This is a genomic window from Bacillota bacterium, from assembly GCA_036504675.1.
Lineage (GTDB): Bacteria > Bacillota > Sulfobacillia > JAJYWN01 > JAJZPE01 > DASXUT01.
The window spans coordinates 1-3,814 of record DASXUT010000025.1 but is presented as its reverse complement, the minus strand read 5'-3'; the positions used below and the strand labels follow the sequence as shown (position 1 = coordinate 3,814).

Genomic DNA, 3,814 nt, shown 5'->3' with positions numbered 1-3,814 from the left:
GGTTCGTAATAGATACGATAGGTCCCGTCGCCGCCCTCCAGGTTCAGGCCGTAGGCGCCGAGCGTCCCGCCGGTCGGCACCGCCGCCCGCAGGTTCACCCGGGTGTAGTTCTTGCGGTTGGGGTCAATCAAGTAGTCCCAGTCAATCTTGTATCCGGTTAGGTCGCCGGTGACGACGATCCGCGAGTCGGAGACCCAAGCCAGCTGTGTGCCCATGGCCACGGCCGGCGCCGGCGTCCCCTTGGCCGCCGCTGTAGCCCTGGGCTCCGCGAACGGGCCTCCCCTGGCCACGATGTACACCGCCCGGTACTGCAGTTCGGCCCCCCTGTCGGCGTTCAGGACCAGCTTGTAGAGGCCCGGCCCGGCCGTGAGCCGCAGTTCGCCGAAATAGAGGTCGTTGGTCAGGGGCCGGCTCCAACCGTTCTGAATCTCGTCCGCTCCTTTGCTCAGCCAGAAGCTGACGTCGCTCCGCTTGGAGGCAATGATGAAAGGAAGAACCGTCTGATCCGTGACGACGTAGGTCGTTTCGGGCTCCCAGTAGGACAGCCCCCGGGGGATGACGGTCGTTCCGCCCAGGATGCCCACGGCCAGTTCGGTCGGGGGGACCGGCGGCTCGTGGGCGGTCGCTATCTTCGAGAAAAAGGCCCTCAGCTTGTCGGCCAGCCCGGGGAGAGACCGCGGGTCGCCGTAGGCCGTCTGAGGGGGCTTGGCCGCCGCCACCGGATCGCCCACCAGCACCCGGAAGTCCTCGGCGAAAACCTCCTTGGTTGAGAAGTTCCAGTCTTTCGTGGCCGGCAGGCCATCCTTACCATAGCCCGGCAGACCTCGAACCGCAATGTACTCGTCCCACAACTCTCTTCGAGCCTCATAGCTGTCGCTGAGGTACATGGAACTGAAGTGGTGGGCGAACTCGTGAGCCGTCGTGTCCTGGTCGGTGTTACCCGTCCCGGCCGTATGGGCTCCGATTGATGCGTGCCACAGGCCTCCGTAGCCCGCGGCCTCAGAGATGGCATAAGGAAGCAGGTAGGCCTCATAGCCATCAAAGGACGCTGGGTCCACCGGGAGATAGTCCAAGGCCTCAGCCACCCTGCCTGCGTCCGGGTACAGCCCCTGGTTGGACCGACTCGCCAGGTCGAACTGGAAGTCCCCCTCGCGGTCGGGCGCCGGATAGAAGTCCGCCCCCGGGCGGGCGGTGTCCTCGCCGACCAGGTATCGGACGAGCTTCATCCGGGCGTCCAGGGCCAGCTCGAGGGTCATCAGCTTGCCGGTGGTCTCCGCCCGGTACAGGGCGTAGCCCCGCTCGGGCAGGTATCCTTCTCTGGAACGGAGCTGGTCAATGGCCGTCTGCAGGAGGCCGGCTTCGCCCAATAGGCCCTCGGTCAGGTCGACCAAGGCGCCCGTCGCCGCCGGATCGAAGGGGTTGGCCGGCGCGCCCGCCCAGACGGCCCGGAGGTGGGCACGATCGCTGCCGCTCCATTCGTAATATGGGGAGGTGTCCAGATATTGTACAGTCAACAGTTCGGACGGGGCCGGGCCAAAGTCGATGGCGGCGGCCGAAACCGCCGGACCGGCGCCCAGCGTGGTGGACATCGTCAACAGGATAAGGAGGACAACGAGGGTCCGGTAACCGCTTGACCGCGGCCTGCTTAGCACTGGCGGGCCACCCCCTGCCGGGACGACCGGCACGCGTTGCCGAAATGAAGAGAGATTCGACCACTCCGCCGCCCCACCTTCGCCAAGAAAGGAGCATCCCCCTCCTTCCTGCCCGGGAAGACCGGCCCCCGGTGCCCGGACCTCGGACGCCGAACCCCGCTCCCTACCGGCAGGAAATGCCCGGCCCTTAAGCGAATGAGACGAGGAATCCCTTGCAGGAGTCTGTGCTTAGGGAAAGGAGATGACCATGAGGAGTCTACGTCGGTGGCTGGTCCCCTGGGTCCTGGGAGCCCTGATCATTGCCGCCCTCCCGGCCCAGGCGGCCGCGTCATCTGGAATCCGCGTCCTGTGCGACGGCGTCGCCGTGTCCTTCGACACTCCGCCGCAGGTGATCGCGGGGCGAACGATGATCCCGGTCAGGAAGGTGTCCGAGGCTTTGGGCGCCACCGTGGGCTGGGATGACCAGACCAAGAGCGCCATCATCACCCTCGACAACCGGGTCGTCAAAGTGACCTTGAACTCGACCACCGCTTACGTGAATGGCGAGTCCGCCACCCTCGACGTCCCACCGCAGGTGGTCGGCGGCCGGACGATGGTGCCCCTCCGCTTCATCGGCGAGGCGCTATTGGCGAAGATCGGGTGGCACGGCCCTTCGCAGACGGTCTCGGTGTCCTCTCCCGGAAGCGTCATCACCGTGACCAATGGTGAGGGCACGGTCGAGATCCTCAAACTCGGCAGTCAAGCCTGGGAGTGGAAGTCTGTCGGCGATCTGGCGAAAGGTACCTGGTCGCCGGCGAACGGGTCCGCTCCGGTTCCAAGAGCACGGCTGTCCTGACCCTCAGCGATGGGACCTCCGTGCGCCTGGATCCCGACTCCGAGCTCTACGTCACGTCCCTCATCCAAGACAAGAAGACCCGGGTTCGGACGGTCGAACTGGAGGCCTTCAAGGGGTCGGTTTGGCTTGAGGTGGCCAAGCAGACCAGTGGCTCCAGCATTAAGCTCAAGTCCGGCACCCAGACCTACACCGCTTTCGGTACCGTCTTCGGCGTCGAGGCCGGCGAGAATCCCCAATTGTCGGTGATTGCCGGGACGGTTCTATCCGACGCGGCGTCCGCTGGAAGTGAGACGATCGCTGTCTCGACCGGGACGACGCTGGCGGCCGGCGCCGAGGCGCCGCTGCTCATGACCGAAGCGGAGCGGGCGGCCCTCTCCGGCGTCTCCGATTGGGCCATGGGCGCCGTGACCAATGCCGCCAGGCAGACCAGCCTGGCCCAGATCGCGGCGGCTGAGGCGGTCAGAACCCTGCCTTCTTCGGAAGCGGCGGCCCTGGAAGCCAACGCCAGGGTCCTCCGGTCGGCCCAGGAGGTGTCCTTGGCGGCCCAGTTCGAGCTCCGCCAGAGCGCGCCGCTGCTCGGCGAGGCTCCCCCGGCCGACCTTCAGAAGCTGGTTATTCAGGCCCAGCAGCGGGTCCAGGACGTCGTGACCGAGCCGCCGGCCGCCGCCCAGGCGGTCCTCGGCGAGGCCGAACGGCAGAAGATCCTCGAGTTGCAGGCGGCGACCCTGGCCGAAGTCCGGCGGAACGCCGAGACGACGATGGCCGGAGTGGCCGATGCCCAGCAGATCGCCGCTGCCGCCAGCCAGGTAGAAGGCAAGCTGCCGGCCAACATCAGCCTGCCGCCCGACCTGGTCCCCAGCGTCCCCCTGCCCCGGGGGGTCAAGCCGGCCGAGATCGCCATCCCGGCGGGGATGACCCTGCCGGTGGGCATGGTTCTTCCGCCGGGTATCCGCATCGACGCCAACACGTCCCTGCCCGAGGGAGTCGTCCTGCCGTCGTTGGCCAACCTGGCCAGGGGGGCTACCTTGCCGGCGGGGGTCCAGATGCCCCCAGGCTTCACCCTGCCCGCGGGCATGACCCTGCCCCCGAACGCCGTCCTGCCACCGGATTTCAAGATCCCCGAGGGCCTGAGCCTGCCGCCTGGGGTTGAGCTGCCCAGAGGCTTCTCGATCCCCTCTGGAATGTCGCTCCCAACCGGGGTTCAGTTGCCTCCTGGCTTCAAATTGCCGGAGGGAGTCTCCCTGCCGACGGGGGTCACCCTGCCCCCCGGGTTCATCCCTCCCACCGACTGGACTCCGCCGGCCGGGGTGACCATGCCTTCGATGGA

Annotated in this window: 3 protein-coding genes; 2 read left to right on the top strand and 1 reads right to left on the bottom strand. The window is 67.1% G+C overall.

Going from position 1 to position 3,814, the window contains the following annotated elements:
- The coding region (locus VGL40_01905; protein ID HEY3314025.1) for a hypothetical protein at positions 1-1,652 on the bottom strand (1,652 nt) is incomplete at its 3' end.
- Between the two features lie 247 nt (positions 1,653-1,899).
- Between VGL40_01905 and VGL40_01900 the strand changes: the two genes are divergently transcribed.
- Positions 1,900-2,487 carry a copper amine oxidase N-terminal domain-containing protein gene (locus tag VGL40_01900; protein HEY3314024.1) on the top strand — a complete coding sequence of 196 codons (588 nt, stop codon included), beginning with the start codon at positions 1,900-1,902 and terminating at the stop codon, positions 2,485-2,487.
- A 20-nt stretch (positions 2,488-2,507) separates the two neighbouring features.
- The coding region (locus VGL40_01895; protein HEY3314023.1) for a hypothetical protein at positions 2,508-3,814 on the top strand (1,307 nt) is incomplete at its 3' end.

Bases quoted from the DNA above. Each gene is read 5' to 3' on its own strand.
- VGL40_01900 (HEY3314024.1), top strand. From the start codon at position 1,900: ATGAGGAGTCTACGTCGGTGGCTGGTCCCCTGGGTCCTGGGAGCCCTG.